The following is a 16,314-nucleotide window of genomic DNA, read 5'->3' as shown; positions in this document are numbered from 1 at the left end:
TTCGGGCTGAAAAGACATCCTCTCGCCGCGCCGACGCGCGTCGACTAGATTCCCGTGACAAGCACGGGAATGAGGGCCGCGTGATACGCCCCCTCTCAATCACACTGATACGTAATCCTTGCCCTATCAAAACGGCGTGCGGCAATGTCCTCATCGCGCATGATCACGTAATAGGCGCCGGGTGATGGAATACCGGCATGCTTGTCCACGCCAAGCTGCATCACCAACCGCCATTCGCCAGCCGATTTGATCAGCTCCTTTGCCTCATCGGTCTTCCACACCTCGCTTCTGCCGCAGTTCAGGCCATGTGTCACCAACTGCGCAGTGGCCTGCAGACCATTTTGCAAAGTCTGCGGAAAGCCGCCGAACTGATGGTTGTCGCGCCCTTCCATGTCTGGCGTTCCGAACTGTGATAACCACTCCTGATATTCATCGAGTGCCTCGTCATCTTCCAAGGAAAACGCACCCCAACCCTTATCATTCGGTGGAATGGGCGTGAGGATGCTACGCGTCGAAATGCGCGCTGCCTTGAACACACATGACCACTGATCATCGGAAATGCCAGTCAAAGCTGACGGTATGTCTGTCCGCACCAACGCATCCTCAGGCGTTTCATCAAACAGCACCTGCCAGCCGACAGAGGCTTCCGGCGTAAAATCTTCCGGCTGTTCCCAGTAATCGTAAAACAGCAGCAAGCGACCCTTGTTCGGAAACATCGGATCAAACCCGCTTTCAACAGACAATTCGGTTAGATTGATCTGGCCTAGAAACGCCAAAGGAAACTCTGTCTCTATCGCATCGGCCTTGGCCTTGTATTCGGCGCTGAACCGTTCACCCTGTTCCGGTGTCATCCATGAGCGCGGTTTTTTGGAATCTGCCAACAGTCGCTCGGCTTCCTTGCGATGGCCCGAGGCTCTTGTCACCGCATCGGGATAGGCTGGCCGTGTTGGCCATGCCATGCCACGTGGCAGGTCCGGCCGGCCGCCAATCTTCGATGCTCCAAGCGGAATGTCATCCTCGTCGCTTTCACTCGTGCTCAACAGAATGGCAGCACGCGCCTGCGAAACCAGATGCGAAATGACATCAGGCGAAAGGCTGGTTTCTTCAAGGGAACGTCGCAAGGCATCAGTATTATCAGGAAAAGCTTCTGTCTGCATGATCACCTTCCTTAAGAGCGTTGCGGTGAACGCTGGATCACCCAACCGCTGCCGCTCTCAGTTTTTACACATTTCCGGACGCAGCACCGACCGGCACAGCAGCGCCGCCCTCCTCAAGGCCGGCATTGCGCTTTTTGTAAAAGGCCATGAATTCCTCGAAGGGCAGCGCCTTGGAATATAGCCAGCCCTGCCCGTATTGCACGCCCGACTGCACAAGGATGGCCTCCTGCTCCACGGTCTCAATGCCTTCCGCCACCATCTTCAGTTTCAGGCTGTGCGCCATTTCGATGATATGTGGGGTCACCAGACTGGTGGCGGCATTCTGGCCAATCGCATCGACAAAGGACTTGTCGATTTTCAGCACAGAGACTGGCAGGCTTTCCAGCAAAGAAAGGCTGGAATATCCGGTACCGAAATCATCAATCGCAATCACATGACCGGCGTCGCGCGCCTTGGTCAGTGTCGCGCGGGCAATATCGGCGTGAATGAAACCACGTTCCGTTACCTCCAGCCAGATTTGCGAGGTCTCTACGCCGGTCTGTTTCAATGCGTCGGATACCAGTGTCAGGAAATGACCGCTTTCCACGTCTTCAGGGGAAAGATTGATGGCAATATGCATGTCGCGATGCTCAACCAGCGCCGTCTTCATGCTGGCAATGACATTGCCGATCACAAGTTCCGTGATCTGGCCAATCATCCCATGATCTTCAGCAAATGGAATGAAATGGTCTGGCCTGACTGTCGAGCCATCGGGTCGTGGCCAGCGAATAAGCGCTTCGGCACCGACGCAACGTCCAGTCGATAATTCGATGATGGGCTGATAGTGAGCGACAAACTCCTTGCGACGAATGCCTGTCATCAACTCACCGGCCAGTGACAGCCGTTGCCGCGATATCCAGACCACCAGCGCAATCAGCGCCAAAGACACGCCAACGCCGATTGGAATCATCTTCCAGAGTTGTCCGTCCGTTCGCCAATCAACAACGCTGCGGCTGGAGATAGCAAAAGCGGCAAAGTCCTTGCCACGGCGCGATGAAAACACTTCACTTTCGTTGAAGCCGCTGACCTGCTGGCTGACCAACCGCGAGACAAGCGCGGGGTCAGCGTCACCGGACACCATGATCGGCTGGCCAGACAGTGAGGCAACGCCAAGCAGCATCGGTGTGTCATGCAGCACATCCACCAGCCGTTCACGTTTTAACAGCGCATGAAACTCTCCATGGCTGACCACCAGCATGCCCTGCGAGGGATCCGAAAGACCACCACCGTTCAGACGCAACATATAACCGTCTGAAAGTGGCATCGGCTCACCGCTAACATGCTCCTCATCACGCACTGGTCCCCAACTATTGCAAATCACGCGACCACCATTGGTGATGGCAATTTCCTCAACTGACAGGGTTGCTGTGGTGATCTCCTGAAGACGGGTAATATCGGCGGCCGAACAGGTCTCGCGATGTTCTGACATCACAGTCTCTAGCGCAGTTCTGGCTCTGGAAATATTCAGATCGGCGCGCTGCAACGTCCAGTCGGCATAATCGGCAAGGTGGCGACGTTCCAGCACGAATGCCCGTTCACGCGAAATGTAATAGGCGGCGAGAAGCGGCAAAACGCCGGCGCAAATCGCCAGACTGAATGCAATTGCCAGAACACTGTTTCGCCGCATGTCTGTTTCCTTGAAAACACCGGGATCAACGCAACCTTGCTCTATTTATCCATTTCCGGTTGTCATAATCTTACCGTAGCTTCCCAGAATTGAATTTTGTTATCTTTACTGCGGGTCAGCGTCCGATCCGGAACAGATTATCGCACTGCCGTCACATAGGCGCGGCAGGCCAAGGGCAGTTCGCGTCGCAGGCGCATCAGGTTTTCTTCCGACGCCGCCGCATCCATCACCGTGCGCACCGAACCGCCAATCATTGATGCCAGCATGAAGGCAACAGCATCGCAATCTTCAAAATTGGCATCCGGTGCGGCTGCCAGCAATTGAGACATCACCTCAGCCATATGTTTGAGTGCCCGCCCCATGCCTTCCGCCAGATCAAACTCGGCAGCGATGCTGTAGATAGCCCGGAAGGCTTGGCTGTCGGAGGTCTTGACGTCAAGCCAGGCGGTGGCCAGACCTTCAGCAACGTCCCCGACATGCCTGCCACGCAGCCGGTCGGCCGCCGCCAGCATGAAGGCTGTCACCGTTTCTAGCTGCTGTTCGACAATCGCAAACAACAGCGCCTGTTTGTGCGGATAATATTGATACATTGTGCCGATAGAGACGCCGGCGCGTTCCGCCACCCGTGTCGTGGTCAGACGCGCCACCCCCTCGGCCAATAAAACCTGAATAGTGGCGGTGTGAATGGCCTCTATCGTGGCGACAGAGCGCGTCTGTTTCGGCGCTTTTCTGGGCTTTAGCAGCGTTGGACCGAGCCTGTTCATGATGCGAATACCAAACCTGAGGAAACATTCATATATTGAAATGGTCCTTCCAAAGCAAAGGTATTATTTCATGAACACCGTTCTCATAACCGGTTGCTCGACCGGGTTTGGCCGCGAAACCGCACTGCACTTCCTCGACAAGGGCTGGCAGGTTTTTGCCACCATGCGCAACCCGGAGGCCAGCACGCTTCCAGCCTCCGATGCGCTGCATGTCCTGCCACTCGACGTTACCAAGCCAAATAGCATTACTGACGCCGTCGCAAAGGCAGGCCAAATCGACGTCCTCGTCAACAATGCCGGCATCGGCTGGCTGAACGCCATTGAAGGCACCCCGCTCGATACGGCACGCGAGATTTTCGAAGCCAATCTGTTTGGCGCCATGGCCATGATGCAGGCAGTATTGCCAGGCATGCGTGAGCGCCGCTCCGGCGTCATCGTCAATGTCAGCTCAAGTACCATCTACAAACCGGTGCCGCTCCTGTCCGTCTACCGCGCAAGCAAGGCCGCACTGACCGCCATGACGGAGGCTGCGGTGCCGGAACTTAGCCAATTCGGCATTCAGGCCCGCGTTGTTGTTCCCGGTCTCGCTCCATCGACCAGCTTTGCCGCGAATGCGCAGGAGATGATCGCAAAACGCGGCTGGTTTCCCCCTGCCTATCAGGACTTTGCGCAGCAGACGCTGTCGCAGATGCAAGCGCATGACCCCAATGCCGTGACCACGGCGCAGGACGTAGCAGAAGCGGTTTTCCGTGCTGCAACTGACCCGGCCTGCCCAACTGTCCTGCCAGCCGGCGTAGACGCCCTTGCCTGGTCGAAGGGCGAGTAACCACGCGGTTCTTTTGTAAACCGTCTGCAACTAAACAAAGGCCGCAACTGCATTGCGGCTTTATCGCTTCGTTGGAAATCCTTGTGACAGGGACTGACTGCGCCCCGGATCCGCCGTCAAACATGGCGCGTTTTGCATCACCTCATCCGCCTCAGATTATCCTGTGGATTCAGCATAAAGTCACACCCTATTGATGTCGGTTGCCCAGATTTCGCCATGACGATCCGCCATCTCGGGCGCGACGCGGCAATCGTGTCGGCCCCACCCAACCGGTGACATCAGACATTGCAAGACCTTGACCGATCTGGCCTCCACCGATGACACCATCAATGCCGAGAAAGAACAGTGACACTATGACGATGCGTTTTCGGGCTTCGTTCGTCCGTGATTTCTGCGCCCCCACCAGCGCTGCTGCGAAAGTTCACTTCGTAAACTCGACGTGAGACATGCTGTGCGTCTGCTGACGCCTTAGATCGTTCAGCCTCGCCGCAATGATGATCGCAATGACGCATCACCGGTTTCCCCGGTGACCTCGCCCGCGGCTGAATGGCCGCCGGCACGCCCGCAAATTCCCGCAAGTGAGAATGCAGTTGTTCAGACTTATCGGTTACTTCTTTTCCATCGCCTGCATGGGCCTGCTGCTTTGCGCCGCTGGCGTTGCCGTGCTGGTTGCCACCGTTCAGCAGGATCTGCCCGATTATACCAGCTTGCAGGATTATACCCCGCCGCTGAAGTCGCGGCTTTACGCATCAAATGGTGATGTGGTCGCCGAGTTTGCCTCTGAGCCACGGCTGTTCCTGCCCATCCAGTCGGTGCCGGACCGCGTCAAGGCGGCCTTCATTTCCGCAGAAGACAAGAACTTTTACCAGCATAACGGTCTGGACTTCATTGGTCTGGCGCGCGCCATCACCGTCAACCTGACCAATATGGGCAGCGATAAACGTATGGTTGGTGCGTCCACCATTACCCAACAGGTGGCCAAGAACCTGCTGCTGACCTCCGACCAGACCATGACCCGCAAGATCAAGGAAGCCCTGTTGTCGATCCGTATGGAAGGCACGTTTTCCAAGGATCGTATTCTCGAGCTTTACCTGAACCAGATTTTCTTTGGCCAGCGCTCCTATGGCATTGCCCAGGCGGCTTTGACCTATTTCGGCAAACCGGTCAGCGAAATCTCCATTGCCGAAGCAGCCTATCTTGCCGCCCTGCCCAAGGGTCCGTCCAACTACAACCCCTTCCTGTACGAGAAGGCGGCGGTGGAACGGCGCAACTGGGTGATCGACCGCATGGTGGAAAACGGTTACGTCGCCGCAGATCTCGCCTTGGCTGAAAAACAGAAACCGCTTGGCGTGGGCCGCCAACCGGCACCGACCAGATTTGCCGAGGCTGGTTATTTCATCGATGACGTCAGAAAGACCATGGTCGACGAACTGGGCGAACAGGCGCTTTATCAGGGCGGATATTCCATCCGCACCACGCTTGACCCGAAATTGCAGCGTGAGGCCCGCTTGGCGCTGCAAACCGCCCTGCTCGCCTATGATGAACAGCGCGGTTATCGCGGCCCGATTGACCATATCGATCTCGTCAACAATTGGCAGGAGGCATTTGCCAAGATCAAGACCGATACTGATGTACCGGACTGGTCTGTGGCAATCGTCAATGCCATTGGCCCTGACGACGCTGAATTGACCCTGAAGGACGCCGATAACAGCCGCGTTCGCCTTGCTGCGGCCGGCATGAAATGGGCTCTGGGCAAAAAGAAACCCCGCGATTTGCTGAAAGCCGGTGACGTGGTGCTGGTCGAGAAACAGTCCTCCGGTGACTATCGTTTGCGGCAGTTCCCCAAGGTGCAGGGCGCCCTCGTTTCCATGCAGCCACAGACTGGCCGTGTTGTGGCAATGGTCGGTGGCTTTTCCTACACCCAGTCGCAATTCAACCGTGCCACACAGGCACTGCGCCAGCCCGGATCGGTGTTCAAGCCAATCGTTTACGCAGCTGCCCTCGACAATGGTTTTTCTCCCGCCACCGTTATCCGTGACGAACCGGTCGAATTCCGCCTCGGTGATCAGGTGTGGGCACCAAAGAATGACGGCGACAGCTATGCCGGGCCGCAGACGCTACGTTTCGGCATCGAACATTCCCGCAATGTCATGGCCGCAAAACTTGCCAATGCCGTCGGCATGGACACCGTGATGGAATACGCGGATCGTCTGGGCATCTATGATCACCGCACGCCGGTTCTGTCGATGTCACTCGGCTCAGGTGAAACCACGCTGATGAAAATGGTCGCCGCCTATTCGGTGATTGCCAATGGCGGGTTGCAGGTTACGCCAAGCCTGATTGACCGCACGCAGGATCGCACCGGCAAGACAGTGTTCCGTCAGGACCAGCGCCAGTGTGACAACTGCAACGTCGAAAAATGGGACGGACAGTCGGAACCGGAACTGACCGATACGCGCGAGCGGGTGCTTGACCCGATGACCGCTTACCAGACCGTATCGATGATGCAGGGCGTGGTTGAACGTGGCACAGCCTCGCGCCACGTCAAGCTTGGTCGCCCGGTCGCTGGCAAGACCGGCACGACAAATGCCAACCATGATGCATGGTTCGTCGGCTTTACGCCGGAACTCGTGACCGGCATCTATATCGGTTTTGACGAACCGAGCAGTCTTGGCCGTGCCGGCAGCGGCGGCGGACTGGCAGCACCTGTGTTCAATGACTTCATGTCTGCGGCGCTGGACAAGGTTCCCGTGTCGAACTTCCACGTTCCCGCTGGCATGACCGCCTATCTCATCAGCCGCACCACCGGCATGGCCACCACGCCGGATGATCCAGACGGCGTGCAGGAAATGTTCAAACCGGGCACCACACCGGCCACATATTTCACCACGCTGGAGGATAATGGTGCATCGGCACCGCTGGTTGCCAGCCCGCAGGCGGAGAAAATACTGCGCGAGGGTGCCGTCGGTCTGTTCTAGAAAAGAGATTGCGACAGGCGCGCGATCTCGACCACAACAGAGACCAGTGTCGAAACAAACATCGAAACCACACTCATAACGGCACTCACAGTGGCGGACGGATGAGGATACCGGCAAATTTGCCATCCGCCGCCAGTGTGAACCGCCATTCCAACTCACCCTCTTCAAACCTGACATCGTAGACATCCCAGCCTTCCGGCGAGACACCCTTGAAACTGATGTCACGAAGAGGCCCCAGCCGTGCCAGATCAGCATTTATGACATCGATCTGCTCGCTGGCTGCCTGGGCCAGCAGCGGGCTCATCTGCTCGTAATCAGGCTCACCACGTTGGTGCTGCTCAATCAGCTGGCGCAACAGCGCTTCGCTATTTTCAAATGGCTGACGGTTTTTCACCCGCTCGGACAAGCCTTTTTCCAACTCGCTGACCACGACCTCCTGCACCCGTGGCGCTGCCTGCTCATAACCGTTCTGGTGCAGTACCAGCCCGATAACGGTACCGGTGTGATCGCGGGTAAAGGTCAATTGCGCCTGAACCGCCTTGTAGAAAAACCGGTCGACATCTTCGGCAAAGATTTCCAGCTCCGGCTGTCCTGTCATGCGGGTAAAAAGCCTGCCGTCTTTTTGCGTGATGACGTAACCCAGCCCGTCCAGCAGATAATTTCCGGCATATTGGCCATAGAGCGACGGATCGATCTTTTTTTCACTGCGCGGCCGCGCCTGTTCATAACGGCGCCATGCCACGGCATCGGGCGATATGTCAGCCATGTTTGCCTCCTTGGTCAGTTTCAACAGATCGTCAATCGATAGATCGCCACCAGCCGCGATCTTGCCGCGCAGCGTATTGATGGTGGCCAGACTATTTTGTGTACGCTCCAGCTGCGCCTGCAGCGTTTCGCTTTGCATGCCAAGCAAGCCAGCGAGATCGGTGGTCCTGCCAACCAGAATGCCGCGAATTTCCTGCAGGCTGAGGCCAAGATGTTTCAGCGTCAGAATTTCATAGAGACGTGCGACTTCCCTCGCGCCATAGAGACGCCAGTTCTTGTCGGTCCGGCGGGGTTTGATGATTCCGGCCTGTTCATAGTGCCGCAAGGCGCGCACCGAAATGCCGACACGCCGCGCACATTGCGCCGCCGTCAGTTCGAAATTTTCATCGCTTGCTGCCATATGCATGCACTCGTTCCCGCTCAATCATGCCCCTGATGTAAGGTATGACGTTGGGTACGGTGCAAGAGGCTTTTTTCAGTTTTTTGCGTGCTGGCGCCTGCCAGCGCGCCAATGCGTTTCCGCTACACTCGCCGCCGGAGAATACCGCCCAGCACCTCAAACACCCGTGGGTCGAGACTTTGCGACACATTAAAACGCATGAAACTGGTGGCTGATTGGCTAAGGCTGAAGGCGTTGCCGGGCGCCATCACCACCTTGCGCTCAAGTGCTGCCCGGGCAACATCTGTTGCATCCGCGCCGTCAGGCAGTTGGCACCACAGAAACATGCCAGCCGTAGGCATGATCCACGGCGTCACGCCAAGCTTTTCCAGCCGGGACGACACGTCATTCATTGCCTGGCTCAGTCTCAGCCGCGTCGCATCCAGATGTTTGCGGTAGCTGCCGTCACTCAGCGCATTCAAAACCAGCTCCGCCGTCATGCGGCCACCGCCAAAGGATGTGGCGATCTTCAGATCAGTCAGCCCTTCGATCCACTCCGGTTTTGCCGCAACAAATCCGCAGCGCGCCGAGGCCGAAAGCGTCTTGGAAAAACTGCCGATGTGAATGACCCGGTCCAGACCGTCAAAGGCCGCAAGTCGTGGTGCTGGCACCTGCTCCAGATCGGAGAAGATGTCATCCTCTATGATCGTCAGATCGAACTCATTGGCGATCTTCAGCACCCGGTGCGCGGTGACAGGCGAAAGTGCAGCACCGGTCGGATTATGTATGCCGGAATTGGTGATGTAGAGGCGCGGACGGTGCTCGCTGACCGTACTGGCGAAAGCGTCGATAGATGGCCCGTTCGGCGTATAGGGCACACTGACAATCTTGGCGCGGTGCGCACGCAGCAGCGCATGGAAATTGAAGTAACAGGGATCATCCACCAGCACTGTATCCCCCGGCTCCAGCAGGAAACGGCACAAGAGATCAATGGCCTGCGTACCTGACTCCGTCAGCATGATCTGGTCGGGAGATGCCTCCATGCCCTTTTCGGCCATGCGCCGAGCCACCAGTTGGCGAAGGCCAGGAAGCCCAAGCGGCGAACCATAATCGGCAAGTGTTGCGCCGTCAGCCCGCGACAGTGCGCGCAACGCCCGCCGGATACTGTCTTCGGGAAGCCAGGATGGCGGCAGCCAACCGCAACCGGGCTTCAGATTATCATCATTCGCCTCCAGCGACTGGCGCGACACCCAGAACGGGTCAACCGCCCGGTCAACCTTTGGCCCGGCCTGCGTCAGCGTGAACGGCGCCACCTGACTGGCAACATAAAAGCCGGAACCGGGACGTGACAGAATGGCACCTTCCGCCACCAGCCGGTCATAGGCTTCCACCACGGTTGACGTCGAAACATCAAGGCTTGAAGCCAGCCGCCGCACTGAAGGCAGCTTTGCACCCGGCGTCAGTGTTCGCCCGGCAATCCGCTGGCGGATCGTTGACATGACGGTGGCTACCCGTGTCTGGCCCTTGGCATTTTCCGCCATCTGTACTGCCTTCGTGTCCATAACAGTTTCGGCAGACTGTACCAGACTGTAACTGGTGTCGCCAATGGTTTGCTGGATAACAGGGAGACAATGAATGGAGTGAATTATGGAACGGACAAGTGCGGGCTGGATCAACGGCTTTATCGGCGTGGTCATTTTCAGCGGGTCGCTTCCGGCCACCCGTGTGGCCGTCATGCAGTTTGACCCGGTGTTTCTGACAGTGGCGCGTGGCGCAATCGCTGGCCTGCTGGCACTCGCCTTTTTGCTGGCGCTGAAACAGAAACGTCCGTCACCCCGCGAACTGGTGTCACTGGCCGTGGTGGCCGGTGGTGTGGTGGTCGGCTTTCCGTTGTTGACGGCGCTGGCACTGCAACACGTGACCTCGGCACATTCCATCGTGTTCATTGGGCTGCTGCCGCTGGCAACTGCGGTCTTTGGCGCAATCCGTGGCGGCGAGCGACCCAAGCCAGCCTTCTGGGCCTTTTCCATTCTTGGCAGCGCATTGGTTGCCGGTTTTGCACTGTTTCAGGGACTGAGTGTGTCGCCATTTGGTGACCTGATGATGGTGGCCGCCGTCATCGTCTGCGGTCTGGGTTATGCCGAAGGCGGCAGATTGTCACGCACGCTGGGCGGCTGGCAGGTGATCTGCTGGGCGCTGGTTTTGTCCCTGCCCTTGATGCTGCCCGCTGCCTTTCTTTACATGCCCACGACATTTTCAGACATTCACATGCCCGCCTTCATCGGACTTGCCTATGTCTCATTGTTCAGCATGTTGATCGGTTTTGTATTCTGGTATCGCGGCCTGTCGCAGGGTGGCATCGCCGCCGTTGGCCAGTTGCAACTGCTGCAGCCGTTCCTTGGTCTTGCACTGGCCGCAGCCCTGCTCAACGAACCGGTAACCTGGGGCATGCTTGCCGTAACGGTTGCCGTCATTGCTTGCGTGGCCGGCGCCAAACATTTTGCACGGTAAGCCATTCCGCCAGCCTCCACTCTCTTTTTTGAGGGGTGGCTGGCTGGATTTTCCCATCAGCGCGCCAAGGCGTCCTTGGGAAATTCCGCCGCCAGACTGTCGATGAATTTGCGCACCGCCGGCGGCAGGCCACGCCGGGTGGTGAACACCAGATGCACCAGCCCCTTCACGCCACGCCATGCTGGCAGCACGCGCACCAGCCTGCCCTCATCCAGCGCCTGACGGCAGGTATGGTCCGGCAACAAAGCCACGCCCAACCCGGCAATGGCCGCTGCTCTCACAGCGGTAAAATCAGCGCAACCCATTCGTGGTTCATGCCGCAGCGTGTGGCTGCGCCCATCATCGGTTTCCAGAAACCAGTTGACCTCGCCATGATCGTCGGTGGTCGACAGTGTTGCCTGCGCAGCGAGCTGGTCGATCTCGCCAATGCGTCCGGCCAGTTGCGGGCTTGCCACCAGAATACGCACCGAATTGCCGAGCGAGCGCATGGTCAGCGATGCATCACCGTCCAGTGACGTGCGGACACGCAGCGCAATATCAATACGTTCCTCGATAAGATCGACCGGGCGGTCAATCGCCACCAGTTGCAGCCTCACCTTGGGATATTGCCCGAGAAACCGGGTTATCAGCGCAGAGATCGGTTCCACCAGACCGGTCGGGCAACTCATGCGAATTAGCCCATGGGGTTCGGACTGCGCCTCTGCGACCAGCGCTTCGGCGCGTTCCGCCTCCTCAAGCATCGCCTTGCACCGCTCATAGAAAGTTTGCCCGACATCGGTCACCCGAAAGCGCCGGCTGGATCTTTCGATCAGCCGCACACCGAAACGCGCCTCCAGCCCGGCAACCCGGCGGCTCAGCTTTGACTTCGGCTCCCGCAGTGCCCGGCCCGCCGCTGCAAACCCGCCATGGGTGACCACTTCAGCAAAATACACGAGATCATTCAGATCAGATCGCATCATCGTTCTCCATACGGAACGATGGGTAACAGTTTTGCTGACTATTTGCATCATCGTTCTGCTGTCATGTTCATTCCAACGACAACGGGTCGTCAACAAGGAGACAAGACAATGAGCAAGACATTTGAAAACAAGGTTGTAATCGTCACCGGCGGCACCAGCGGCATTGGCCTCGCCACCGCAAAAGCCTTCTCGCGGCAGGGTGCATTCGTGTTCATCACCGGACGCCGCAAGGATGCACTGGATGCCGCCATCAAGGAAATTGGTGGCCGTGTCACTGGCGTGCAGGCCGACATGAGCAAGCTGGTCGATATCGACCGCCTCTATGATGCCGTGCAGCAGAAACATGCCCAGATCGACGTGGTGTTTGCCAATGCCGGCGGCGGTGAGATGGCAGCCCTCGGTGCCATCACCGAAGAGCATTACGAGAAAACCTTCGACACCAACGTGAAGGGCACACTGTTTACGGTACAAAAGTCTTTGCCGTTGCTGCGTGACGGTGCCTCGATCATCCTGACATCATCGACAACAAGCATTTCCGGCACGCCAGCCTTCAGCGTCTACTCTGCCACCAAGGCGGCAGTGCGCAATTTTGCCCGCAACTGGATCCTGGACCTGAAGGACCGCCACATCCGCGTCAACGCCGTCAGCCCAGGTCTGACCGACACCGCCGGCCTCAATGAACTGTTCGGCAATGGCGAAAGTGCCGAAAACACCAAGAACTACCTGTCCAGCCTCATTCCCGCCGGTCGCATCGGCCAGCCGGAAGAAATCGCCAAGGCGGTGCTGTTCCTGGCCTCCGACGAAACCTCCTTCGTCAACGGCATCGAATTGTTCGTTGATGGTGGTCAGGCGCAGATTTGACCACATCATGAATTTGAGCAACAGGTTACGAGGAGAGTGGCAACGCCCTCCTCGACCGCATTATTCGACAGGCACAGCACTATTCAACAGGCAATGGGTAGCGGGAATTGCGTTTCTCATACGCCTCAAGCGGATAGAGCTTCAGCACTTGGCCGTAATAATCCTCAGCCCACACGCCAAACTCCGGTGAAATCTTCGCCATGATCTCGATTGCTGGTGCCATCCAGTTCCAGCGGGAATAACCGTCATCCTTCAGCCCAGATGCCAGCAAAGGCGCATCGTCAGGTACGTGGCGGTTTTCAAGTTCTTCTTTCTGGCCGTGGCCAACCGCCATGACGAACACAAACCAGCGCGCTGCATCGTTGAGTGTAAGACCGGCAATACGCTTATTTTCCGATCCACGTTCGGTAATAACGATATCATAGAGGTCACCACGCATTTCCACATGCGGGCTGCCATCATCCTGAGGGCGTCGCATAATCTGCACAGCCGCAGTCCTACCGATACTGGCCCAAAGGGTCTCAATGTGCAGTTGCAAATCATCGATACGGTCTTTGGGCATCGGGACTTTCTCACGTCTTCGGAACGGCCGGAACCTCATGCCTTTGCCAGAACCCCGCCGCTCACCGGCTCCTTCACACCGGTTGTTCCGGGATAGGTCAGCGGCAGGCCGCTGAGTGAGCGCACGGCAAGATAGGCCCAGGCCTCAGCCTCCATCGCGCCGCCATCAAAACCGGCCGCCTCGGCCGACACCACCTTGGCACCTTTTTCAGCAGCAAGGGTGGCAAACTCCGCCATGATCACCGGGTTCAGGCGCCCGCCACCGCAGACAATATAGGTCTTGGTGTGGTCCGGCAGATAGGTCGCGGATTTGAGAATGGCGGCTGCCGTAACATGAGACAACGTGCGCGCGCCATCTTCCAGAGAGATTTCACCCTTTTGCGGCGGCAGAAAATCACCGCGGTCGAGCGACCGCCGTTGGTTGGCCGAAAAGAACGGGCTTGCCATATAACGTTCGCTCAACGCCGCGTTGACACTGCCCTTGGCCGCAACCTGCCCGCCCTTGTCAAAGGTCTGGCCGGTATGCGCCTCCATCCACTGGTCGATCAGCATGTTGCCGGGACCGCTGTCAAAAGCCGCAAGTGCGCCGCCATTGCCGATAAAGGTCAGGTTGGAAATGCCACCAATATTGACGAATACCGCAGGTGTTTGAAAAGCCTCTGGCAGATTGGCCGAAAGGGCGGCGTGATAGGCCGGGATAAGCGGCGCGCCCTGCCCGCCATGCACCATGTCATTGGCGCGCATGTCATAGACAACATCGATACCGGTTTCACGCGCCAGAAGCGGCCCGTCGCCAATCTGCACCGTCAGCGCGTCGTCAGGCCGGTGCAAAACGGTCTGCCCGTGAAAACCGATGACATCAACATCCGATGGCACCAGACCATTCCGCTTGAGAAAGGATTGCACGACGGCGGCATGGCACAGCGTCAGTGCCGTCTCGGCATCGGCCAGATCATCCGGCCGTTCGCGACGCTCATTGATCTTTTTCGCAGTGACCAGCGCCTGCTGCCATTTGGCCCGCAAGGTGGCGTCATAGGGAAAATAACCGCTTGGCCCACGCTCGACAAATGAGTCGCCATCGGTGCGCAGCATGGCAATGTCGATGCCGTCCATCGACGTGCCGCTCATCAGGCCAATTGCCGTTTTTATAGTGCCCACACCGCTACTCCTGCCTGATCAAGGATTCGTTTTTAACATTCATGGCTGAAACTGGTGCACAATTCAAAAAACAATGCTAAAGCCCCGGCGTTTGCTGCTTGCCAGCACTTGAAAACATGACACCAGAGAGAACAAAAGGTTATGTCCAGGTTTAAGTCCGATTTCCTCCGCACGCTCGACGAGCGCGGCTTCATTCACCAGATCTCCGACGAGGCAGGTCTTGACGAATTGTTCGCCAAGGAAACCGTGACCGCCTATATAGGCTTTGACCCGACCGCACCTAGCCTGCACGCCGGCGGCCTGATCCAGATCATGATGCTGCACTGGATGCAGCAGACCGGCCACCAGCCGATCTCGCTGATGGGTGGCGGCACCGGCATGGTTGGCGATCCGTCCTTCAAGGATGATGCCCGCCAGCTGATGACCATCGACACCATCGAGAGCAACATCGCCTCCATCAAGCGCGTGTTTGCCAACTATCTCGATTACGATAAGTCCGGCAAGCCTGCGCTGATGATCAACAACGGCGACTGGCTGCGTGACATCAACTACCTGGAATTCCTGCGCGATGTCGGCCGTCACTTCTCGGTCAACCGCATGTTGTCCTTCGACAGTGTCAAGACACGCCTTGACCGCGAGCAGTCGCTGTCCTTCCTCGAATTCAACTACATGATCCTGCAGGCCTATGACTTCGTGGAGCTGAACAAGCGCTACGGTTGCCGTTTGCAGATGGGTGGTTCCGACCAGTGGGGCAATATCATCAACGGTATCGACCTTGGTCATCGCATGGGTACACCGCAGCTTTACGCGCTGACTTCGCCGCTTCTGACCACCGCCTCCGGTGCCAAGATGGGCAAGTCGCTGAACGGCGCTGTCTGGCTGAACCCGGACATGCTGTCGGCCTATGATTTCTGGCAGTACTGGCGCAATACCGAGGATGCGGATGTTTCCCGCTTCCTCAAGCTCTACACCACGCTGCCGATGGATGAGATTGCTCGCCTCTCGGCGCTGGCTGGTTCCGAGATCAACGAGGTCAAGAAAATCCTCGCGACCGAAATCACCGCCATGCTGCACGGCCGCACAGCGGCCGAAGAAGCGGCAGAAACCGCGCGCAAGACTTTCGAAGAAGGTGCGCTGGCCGACAATCTGCCATCGATCGAGGTTCCTGCTTCCGAGCTGGAAGCCGGTCTTGGCCTGCTGTCGCTGATCGTTCGCGCTGGCCTTGCCACATCGAATGGTGAAGCCCGCCGCCACATTCAGGGTGGTGCAGTGCGCATCAACGACAACGCCGTGTCCGACGAACGTCAGATCATCGGCACGGGCGACGTGACGGCAGACAATGTCATCAAGCTGTCGCTGGGCAAGAAAAAGCACATTCTGGTTCGCCCGGCCTGATGGCCAGCACCCATGAATGATAGATGGAAAGGCCGCGCAAGCGGCCTTTTTGTTTGGGACGCACAGTTTGAAAACCGACGCTCACCCCAGCCTCCCTCATTCCCGCACTTGTTGCGGGAATCCAGGCCCATCCCAAGTCCTTGGGATGAAAAGCCCTTTCCGCCGCGCCGACGCGCGTCGACTAGATTTCCGTGACAGGCACGGGAATTGTCTGTCCGATTTATGCTTTAATGCTTGAGAAGTTGGATGCTCCCCGAGGTGGCCACCCCGAGGAGCATGCGGTCGTGCGCCCGAACGGGAGTTGGTCTCATCGACCGTCCTCATAATGGGCCGC

At 57.7% G+C, this 16,314-nt stretch carries 13 protein-coding genes; 5 read left to right on the top strand and 8 right to left on the bottom strand.

All coding sequences use genetic code 11. The features are described 5' to 3' along the window. Positions 1 to 95 precede the first annotated feature (95 nt). The 3 genes from HGO37_RS25725 to HGO37_RS25715 form a co-directional block, all read right to left on the bottom strand. Positions 96 to 1,157, bottom strand: a complete 1,062-nt coding sequence (locus HGO37_RS25725; RefSeq protein ID WP_250985865.1) for a YwqG family protein — start codon at positions 1,155 to 1,157, stop codon at positions 96 to 98. A 64-nt stretch (positions 1,158 to 1,221) separates the two neighbouring features. Next, positions 1,222 to 2,823: an EAL domain-containing protein gene (locus tag HGO37_RS25720; RefSeq protein WP_250985864.1), complete on the bottom strand. Its 1,602-nt coding sequence runs from the start codon at positions 2,821 to 2,823 to the stop codon at positions 1,222 to 1,224. 137 nt (positions 2,824 to 2,960) lie between these two features. Next, positions 2,961 to 3,587 carry a TetR/AcrR family transcriptional regulator gene (locus HGO37_RS25715; protein ID WP_250985863.1) on the bottom strand — a complete coding sequence of 209 codons (627 nt, stop codon included), beginning with the start codon at positions 3,585 to 3,587 and terminating at the stop codon, positions 2,961 to 2,963. A 70-nt stretch (positions 3,588 to 3,657) separates the two neighbouring features. Between HGO37_RS25715 and HGO37_RS25710 the strand changes: the two genes are divergently transcribed. Both HGO37_RS25710 and HGO37_RS25705 read left to right on the top strand, forming a co-directional pair. Next, complete coding sequence (locus tag HGO37_RS25710; protein ID WP_250985862.1) at positions 3,658 to 4,413, top strand: SDR family oxidoreductase; 756 nt, start codon at positions 3,658 to 3,660, stop codon at positions 4,411 to 4,413. Positions 4,414 to 5,003: 590 nt separating this feature from the next. Beyond that, the gene (locus tag HGO37_RS25705; protein ID WP_250985901.1) at positions 5,004 to 7,391 is read left to right on the top strand and encodes a penicillin-binding protein 1A; all 2,388 of its coding nucleotides are present in this window, start codon (positions 5,004 to 5,006) and stop codon (positions 7,389 to 7,391) included. Between the two features lie 85 nt (positions 7,392 to 7,476). On the opposite strand, the gene HGO37_RS25700 is transcribed toward HGO37_RS25705, so the two are convergent. Further along, positions 7,477 to 8,562 carry a MerR family transcriptional regulator gene (locus tag HGO37_RS25700; protein WP_250985861.1) on the bottom strand — a complete coding sequence of 362 codons (1,086 nt, stop codon included), beginning with the start codon at positions 8,560 to 8,562 and terminating at the stop codon, positions 7,477 to 7,479. Between the two features lie 116 nt (positions 8,563 to 8,678). Beyond that, entirely contained in the window at positions 8,679 to 10,097 is a 1,419-nt protein-coding gene (locus tag HGO37_RS25695) for an aminotransferase-like domain-containing protein (RefSeq protein ID WP_250985860.1), read from the bottom strand. An 85-nt stretch (positions 10,098 to 10,182) separates the two neighbouring features. On the opposite strand from HGO37_RS25695, the gene HGO37_RS25690 reads away from it, so the two are divergent. Next, positions 10,183 to 11,046 (top strand): DMT family transporter, encoded by an 864-nt coding sequence (locus HGO37_RS25690; protein ID WP_250985859.1) that lies wholly within the window; start codon positions 10,183 to 10,185, stop codon positions 11,044 to 11,046. 56 nt (positions 11,047 to 11,102) lie between these two features. Here HGO37_RS25690 and HGO37_RS25685 read toward each other — a convergent pair whose 3' ends face one another. Then, the gene (locus HGO37_RS25685; RefSeq protein ID WP_250985858.1) at positions 11,103 to 12,005 is read right to left on the bottom strand and encodes a LysR family transcriptional regulator; all 903 of its coding nucleotides are present in this window, start codon (positions 12,003 to 12,005) and stop codon (positions 11,103 to 11,105) included. Positions 12,006 to 12,113: 108 nt separating this feature from the next. Between HGO37_RS25685 and HGO37_RS25680 the strand changes: the two genes are divergently transcribed. Next, positions 12,114 to 12,866: an SDR family NAD(P)-dependent oxidoreductase gene (locus HGO37_RS25680; protein ID WP_250985857.1), complete on the top strand. Its 753-nt coding sequence runs from the start codon at positions 12,114 to 12,116 to the stop codon at positions 12,864 to 12,866. 79 nt (positions 12,867 to 12,945) lie between these two features. On the opposite strand, the gene HGO37_RS25675 is transcribed toward HGO37_RS25680, so the two are convergent. Both HGO37_RS25675 and HGO37_RS25670 read right to left on the bottom strand, forming a co-directional pair. After that, positions 12,946 to 13,428, bottom strand: coding sequence for a hypothetical protein (locus HGO37_RS25675; RefSeq protein ID WP_250985856.1), 483 nt, complete (start codon positions 13,426 to 13,428; stop codon positions 12,946 to 12,948). 35 nt (positions 13,429 to 13,463) lie between these two features. Further along, positions 13,464 to 14,585 (bottom strand): anhydro-N-acetylmuramic acid kinase, encoded by a 1,122-nt coding sequence (locus HGO37_RS25670; RefSeq protein ID WP_250985855.1) that lies wholly within the window; start codon positions 14,583 to 14,585, stop codon positions 13,464 to 13,466. Between the two features lie 141 nt (positions 14,586 to 14,726). On the opposite strand from HGO37_RS25670, the gene tyrS reads away from it, so the two are divergent. Continuing rightward, positions 14,727 to 15,980, top strand: a complete 1,254-nt coding sequence (gene tyrS, locus HGO37_RS25665) for a tyrosine--tRNA ligase (RefSeq protein WP_250985854.1) — start codon at positions 14,727 to 14,729, stop codon at positions 15,978 to 15,980. The last annotated feature ends 334 nt before the right edge of the window (positions 15,981 to 16,314 follow it).

This window comes from Rhizobium sp. CG4, from assembly GCF_023701965.1.
Lineage (GTDB): Bacteria > Pseudomonadota > Alphaproteobacteria > Rhizobiales > Rhizobiaceae > Agrobacterium.
The sequence above is the reverse complement of the archived record's forward strand: the minus strand, read 5'-3'. Positions and strand labels throughout refer to the sequence as shown.